Genomic DNA, 6097 nt, shown 5'->3' with positions numbered 1-6097 from the left:
GCCCCAGACACTGACACTGCAGCGACAGCGGCGACCCGTGTGCCATGGGCAGGCTGTGCTGTTGCCTGTCGCGCACACGGGTCGCCGGGGTGTTTTTAATGGAGCGCGTGATTGCACGCAGCGAAAATAAGGCCTGGCCCCCGAGTATCAGTTGAAGGAATCGCCGCAGGCGCAGGAGCCGGTGGCGTTCGGGTTGTCGATGGTAAAGCCCTGGGATTCGATGGTGTCGGCGAAATCGATGCGGGCGCCAACCAGGTAGGGTTTGCTCATTTTGTCGACGGCCAGGCGCACCGAGTCGACGACGTCGAAGGTGTCGCCGTCGCGTTCCCGGTCGTCGAAATACAGCTGGTACCTCAGTCCGGCGCAGCCGCCCGGCTGCACGGCAATACGCAGATACAGATCATCGCGGCCTTCCTGGGCGAGCAGAGCTTTGGCTTTCGCAGCAGCGGCCTCGGTGAGAATGACACCGGTCTGGGTCTCAGGTGTTGTCATGGTTGACTGTTTTCTCCTGTTGAAACGTCTGTGTGCTGATCCGCCGCCGCCCGGGTACCTGCGGCGTCCGGGCCCCTCCGGGGCGGCCGCGGCACTGTTTTTCCGGCGCGGTGGCGCAGGGGTGCGTGCGGTCGGTGCGGATCGGTTGCCCGCCACCGCACCGTCGTGCGGTGGGGTGGCGTGTGGCACCAATCTACTACGTCTTGATCGGCGCGGTTGCCCGGCACCCACTTCAACAGTCCGGCCGGGGCGATTATTCCCCTGCCCTGCTTGGTGAGTTGTTGTCCTTTTTCCGGACCCCCGACGGCTGCCGGGGCGTGTCCCACACCGGTCACGGTGGTGGGGTTGTGGCGGAATCAGTCGGTGGTCACCTGTAGCCTATGGGGCGTGAAACTTCCCTGGAATAAAACGAGCGACGACAGCGAAGCAGCAGCCACCGGCACCGCCGACGGGTCCGGCACCGCGGGCACCGGCGATGACACCGGTCACCTGCCCAAAGGCTATACCCCGAAAAAGGGTCGCCCCACCCCGAGACGCAATGAGGTTGAGCGCGCCAAAGGTATCCGCCACGATCCTGTGGTGCCCGCGGAAACCCCGGCTGAAGCCCGGGCCCGCCGCAAGGCGCTGAAGGAATCGATGACCAAGCAGGAGTGGAAGCAGTACAAGCGCAAGCAGAAAGAGGAGCGCAAACGCGCCACCGACAAAGCCCGCAAGGCCATTGACCGCGGCGATGAGCGTTACCTGCTGGACAAAGACCGGGGTCCGGCGAAAGCATTTGTCCGGGACTGGGTTGACAGCAGGCGTTTTTACAATTCGCTGATGCTGCCGATTGCGGTGGTGCTGCTGATCTCGCTGATCATCGGCGGGAAGTTCCCGGCGATTTCGGCCTATCTGTCGATCTTCGGCATGATTTCGATCATTTTGTTCGCCATTGAGGGAATCTGGCTGGGACGCGCCGCCGCCAAAGCTGCTTTGGCCGCCCACCCGGAGTGCACCGATTCGAAACTCTCGCTTGGTTTTTACGCTTATTCCCGGGCCTCCCAGCCGCGGAAGCTCAGAACCCCGAAGCCGAAGGTGGGACTGGGCGGGAAACCGGAGAAATAGTCTCATCTCCCCCACCGGGTTCCGGCAGATGGCGCTGCGCCGTCGCGGGTGTGTACCGGTCCGACACTCCTGTGTGTCGGACCGGTTGTTTTTTTAAATGCACCCCGTATTGACGGCAGCACGGGATATCGGGTTGGGTGAAAACCATGCGCACACTTATTTTGGGCGGGGCACGCTCCGGCAAGTCCGCCCGCGCCGAATATCTGGCAGGCGGTATAGGACGGTTGCCGGTCACCTATGTGGCCACCGCCCGCCCGTGGCCGGGGGACGATGATTTCGCGGACCGGATTGCCGCCCACCGGAGGCGCCGCCCGGCAGAGTGGACCACCATCGACAACCGGGATGCGGTCGATGTTCTCACCACCCCTCCTGACGGAGTGGTGCTGGTCGATGACCTGGGAACCTGGCTGACTTTTGTGCTCGACCAGCACGATGCCTGGGACAAGCCGCGCGGCACGGTGTCCTCCCGCACCAGCGCACTGGTCAAGGCGGTGGCGGAGTATCCCGCCGACCCGGACCATCACCTGGTGCTGGTTTCCCCGGAGGTTGGTCTGTCGGTCATTCCCGAGCATGCATCGGCGCGGCTGTTCCGGGATGAACTGGGCCAGTTGAATGCGGGCGTGGCCGCCGCCTGCGACCGCGTGGAGCTGGTGGTGGCCGGCTGTCGGCTATCGTTGAAGGGGTAGCTTCCCCGCCGGCCGCCGGATAGGGATCATCCCCCGGCAGCCATGGGGTTCCGGTTTATTTGTTTTTCTCACCGCCAGCTGTTTTTCCTCCCCGTCGTCACCCGGCGGCACACCAAGGCCTTCCCGGCCGAAATGTTAGGACTTTTTTTGGATCCCGCTCAGCTTTATCCCCCGATTACCCCGCCGGATGAGAGGGTCTTGATCGCCGCCCGCCAGTACCAGGACCAGCTGACCAAACCCCAGGGATGTCTGGGGCGGCTGGAAGACATCGGCTGCTTTATCGCCGCTTGCCAGGGTGAGGTTCCACCCCGCAAGATCACCGACCCTTCGGTGGTTGTTTTCGCCGGTGACCACGGCATTGCCGGGGCCGCGCAGGGGGTGTCGCCTTTCCCGCAGTCGGTGTCATTGGCGGTGGCCGACAATATTGTCAACGGCACTGCCGGTATCGCCATCATGTCCCGGGCCGCCGGTGCCCGGGTGAGGGTGGCCGACATTTCCCTCGACCACGAGGCGGAAGGACCCTACCGCATCCGGCGTTCCTGCGGGTCGATCGACCGGGAGGACGCCATGACCGACGACGAGGTCGCCCGCGCAATAGAAATCGGCCAAAAACTGTGCGACGAGGAAGTCGACAAAGGCGCCGATCTTCTCATCGCCGGTGAGATCGGCATCGGCAACACCACCCCGTCGGCGGCCCTGGTTGGATGTCTGCTCAACAAGGAACCGGTGGCGGTGGTCGGCCGCGGCTCGGGTATCAATGACGAGGGGTGGAAGACAAAGACGGCCGCCGTGCGTGACGCGATGTTCCGCAGCCGGAACCACCGGGACAATATTGTCGAGCTTTTGCGCATGGTCACCGGCCCGGATATCACAGCCATGGCCGCTTTTTTGGCGCAGGCCGCGGTCAGGCGCACCCCGGTGATACTCGACGGGGTGATTACCGCGGCCGCCGCCCTGGCTGCCAACCGGCTGGCCCCGGGGGCACGCCACTGGTGGATCGCCGGGCACCGTTCAGCCGAACCCGCGCAGGGGTTTGCCCTGAAAGAACTTGATCTGGTGCCGTTGATCGATTTCCACATGCGGCTCGGTGAGGGAACCGGGGCGGTGGCGGCATTGCCGCTGGTGACCATGGCCGTCGACATTATGGTCGACATGCCCACCTTCGCCGAGTCCGGGGTGGCGCAGTCCACCCAGTAGCCGTCGCGACCACGCACGGTTGGCAGCCGGTGACCCCATCAGGCTAGGTTGGCCAGTAGGGGTCCGCGCACGGCACTTTTTGAAAAAAGGCTCCCGCATGCCGGAGCACCGTAGTTTCCACCCCCACTGTTTTATTCGTTTCCCCGACCTGTTACTGCCCGAGATGAAAGAGAGCTGCCCGATGTCAGGTAAAGGCGGGCCGACACGCCCCGACGACAACGACTTTGACGACACCGCCGGGGAGACCGCGGCCGAGACCACCGACCACCACGACAGTGCCGGCACCCGGCGCACCGGTGACGGCGACGCGGAACCCGATTTTCCGGATGTCGGCAATGAAACCTTTTCCGACCGGCCCCACTGGTTTGCCGAAGGACTGTCGACAATCCTGTCGTGGGTGACGATCATCCCGATCAGTACGATGCGCGATGAGTTCGACCGCACCAGCGGGCGGCGGGCGATGGCTTTTCTGCCCTTTGTCGGCATCATGCTCTCGGTGCTGACGTTCGTGGTGGCGGGCCTGGGCGCATGGCTGGCTTTTCCCGGTCTGCTGACCGCCATCCTGGTGGTGGCCCTGTGGGCGATTGTCACCCGCATGATGCATCTGGATGGCCTGGCTGATGTCGGTGACGCCCTGGGCAGCTACGGCAACCCGGAGAAAGCACGGGCCATTGTGGCCGATTCTTCCACCGGCGCACTGGGCATGGGTTTTTCCGCCATCGTGGTCGGCCTGCAGGTCGCGGCCATCCACGCCCTGCTCACCTATGGGGTTCCCGGTGTCGGGATGGCTTTGGTGGCCATGATTCCGGTGGCCGCCCGCATCGGCGGCATGGTGTGCGCCACACGCCCCTTCAGGCCTTTTTCGGCCACCAATTTCGGCGCCCTTCTCATCGGCACCATCCCGAAGCGGTGGGTCGGTTTCTGGGTGGTGGCGGCCATCGTCATCTACACGTTCCTGGTCGCCGGATCGCTGCCCTTGAACTTCGGTGACATGCTCTTCGTCGGCTACCCCGGCGGCACCGAATGGGCGCAGTGGATCATTGCCGCCCCCGGTATCGCCCTGCTGGTTACCGTGGCTGTCGCTTTTGTCTGGGCGGCCCGGCTGTCGCGCCGTTTCGGTGGTTTGAACGGCGACTGCATCGGCTGCACGGTGGAGATCTCCGCGGCGGTGAGCGCACTGGTGATGACCCTGGTCATCTACGCCGCCCCGCTGGTGCTGCCGGTGGCGGGCTACTGATTGCGCGGGGTGTTGTCCCCTGAAACCTTCTCCCCCGCCCCGGCGGTCGCCGCGGCGGGGACGCAATCCAGGCGCCACGGGCGCCGCCCCTGTTGTCTTTTCCGCGCAAGCGGAAAAAAGATCACCAGGCGGCGGCGCCCGTGCGTGGTTTTTCGGCCCGGTGGTTTTTTCCAGGCCCCTCCAGCCGGTCTAGGCGGCGGGAATCAGGGTGTACATCCAATTGTGGTCGTCACTGTGCGAGCCGCGCTGGATGCCGGTGAGGTGCTCGCGCAGCGCCATGGTCAGCGTGCCTGCACCGCCGTCGGCGATGGTGAAATCGCCCTCGCGGGATTTCACCGACCCCACCGGGGTGATCACCGCGGCCGTGCCGCAGGCGAACACTTCCAGCAGCGTTCCGTCTTCGGCCCGCTCCCGCCATTCAGCAGTGGTGATGCGGCGTTCAGCGGTCTCGTAGCCCATGTCTTCGGCCACCTTCAAAAGCGACCGGCGGGTGACACCGGGCAGCAGGGACCCGGACAGGGCGGGGGTGTGGACCACCGGTTTGTCCTTGCCTTCTTCGGCAAAGACAAACATCAGGTTCATGCCGCCCATTTCCTCGACATATTTGTGCTCGATGGCATCCAGCCACACCACCTGGTCGCAGCCTTTCTCCGCGGCCTGTGCCTGGGCCAGCAGCGAGGCGGCATAGTTGCCGGCGAATTTCGCGGCCCCCGTGCCACCGGGGCAGGCACGCACATAGTCCTCGCACAGCCACACGCTGACCGGGTTGACGCCCCTGGCGAAGTAAGCGCCCGCCGGGGAGGCGATGAGAAGGTAGGTGTAGGACAGTGACGGGTGCACGCCGAGGGAGTTTTCGCTGGCGATCATAAAGGGGCGCAGATACAGCGCTTCCTCCCCGCCGGCGGCCGGAACGAAACGCTGGTCAATGTCAACCAGCTGGCGCAGCGACTCGAGGAACAGCTCATCGGGCAGTTCCGCCATGGCCATGCGGTTGGCCGACTGGCGGAAGCGTTCCGCGTTGGCTTCCGGACGGAACGTGGCGATCGATCCGTCGGGCTGCCGGTAGGCTTTCAGGCCCTCGAAGATGGCCTGGCCGTAGTGCAGCACAGTGCAGGCCGGATCCAGGGTGATCGGATGGTAGGGCTCGACGCGGGCGTTGTGCCAGCCGTCTGTCTGGTTCCAGTCGATGAGAACCATGTGGTCGGTAAAGTGCTTGCCGAATCCGGGGTTCGCCAGAATCTCGGCGACTTTCTCATCCGGTGTCGGGTTGTCGGTGCGGGTGATAGTAAATTGCGTGGACATAAAAACCAACTGTAGTACCAACCGGCCCCGCGCACGCCCGGGGCCACCGCTGGGCCGGTCGCTGCCACAGCCACCCCCG

Annotated in this window: 6 protein-coding genes; 4 read left to right on the top strand and 2 right to left on the bottom strand. The window is 64.6% G+C overall.

Going from position 1 to position 6097, the window contains the following annotated elements; translation table 11 throughout:
• Nucleotides 1–147 precede the first annotated feature (147 nt).
• A complete protein-coding gene (locus JZY06_RS00230) occupies nucleotides 148–492 on the bottom strand; it encodes a HesB/IscA family protein (protein WP_207117481.1) in 345 nt (114 codons plus the stop codon).
• Nucleotides 493–879: 387 nt separating this feature from the next.
• Here JZY06_RS00230 and JZY06_RS00225 point away from each other — a divergent pair, with 387 nt between their 5' ends.
• The 4 genes from JZY06_RS00225 (at nucleotide 880) to JZY06_RS00210 (ending at nucleotide 4716) form a co-directional block, all read left to right on the top strand.
• Nucleotides 880–1596, top strand: a complete 717-nt coding sequence (locus JZY06_RS00225; RefSeq protein ID WP_207117480.1) for a DUF3043 domain-containing protein — start codon at nucleotides 880–882, stop codon at nucleotides 1594–1596.
• Nucleotides 1597–1742: 146 nt separating this feature from the next.
• A complete protein-coding gene (locus JZY06_RS00220) occupies nucleotides 1743–2282 on the top strand; it encodes a bifunctional adenosylcobinamide kinase/adenosylcobinamide-phosphate guanylyltransferase (protein WP_207117479.1) in 540 nt (179 codons plus the stop codon).
• Between the two features lie 147 nt (nucleotides 2283–2429).
• Complete coding sequence (cobT, locus tag JZY06_RS00215; RefSeq protein ID WP_207117478.1) at nucleotides 2430–3479, top strand: nicotinate-nucleotide--dimethylbenzimidazole phosphoribosyltransferase; 1050 nt, start codon at nucleotides 2430–2432, stop codon at nucleotides 3477–3479.
• A gap of 181 nt (nucleotides 3480–3660) precedes the next feature.
• The gene (locus JZY06_RS00210; RefSeq protein ID WP_207117477.1) at nucleotides 3661–4716 is read left to right on the top strand and encodes an adenosylcobinamide-GDP ribazoletransferase; all 1056 of its coding nucleotides are present in this window, start codon (nucleotides 3661–3663) and stop codon (nucleotides 4714–4716) included.
• A gap of 189 nt (nucleotides 4717–4905) precedes the next feature.
• Here the strand turns inward: JZY06_RS00210 and JZY06_RS00205 are convergent, their stop codons facing one another.
• Complete coding sequence (locus JZY06_RS00205) at nucleotides 4906–6018, bottom strand: branched-chain amino acid aminotransferase (RefSeq protein ID WP_207117476.1); 1113 nt, start codon at nucleotides 6016–6018, stop codon at nucleotides 4906–4908.
• Nucleotides 6019–6097: the final 79 nt, after the last annotated feature.

It is taken from the genome of Corynebacterium mendelii (assembly GCF_017307055.1).
GTDB classification, from domain to species: Bacteria; Actinomycetota; Actinomycetes; order Mycobacteriales; family Mycobacteriaceae; genus Corynebacterium; species Corynebacterium mendelii.
The sequence above is the reverse complement of the archived record's forward strand: the minus strand, read 5'-3'. Positions and strand labels throughout refer to the sequence as shown.

Bases quoted from the DNA above. Each gene is read 5' to 3' on its own strand.
- JZY06_RS00220 (WP_207117479.1), top strand. From the start codon at position 1,743: ATGCGCACACTTATTTTGGGCGGGGCACGCTCCGGCAAGTCCGCCCGC.
- JZY06_RS00230 (WP_207117481.1), bottom strand. From the start codon at position 492: ATGACAACACCTGAGACCCAGACCGGTGTCATTCTCACCGAGGCCGCT.
- JZY06_RS00205 (WP_207117476.1), bottom strand. From the start codon at position 6,018: ATGTCCACGCAATTTACTATCACCCGCACCGACAACCCGACACCGGAT.
- JZY06_RS00210 (WP_207117477.1), top strand. From the start codon at position 3,661: ATGTCAGGTAAAGGCGGGCCGACACGCCCCGACGACAACGACTTTGAC.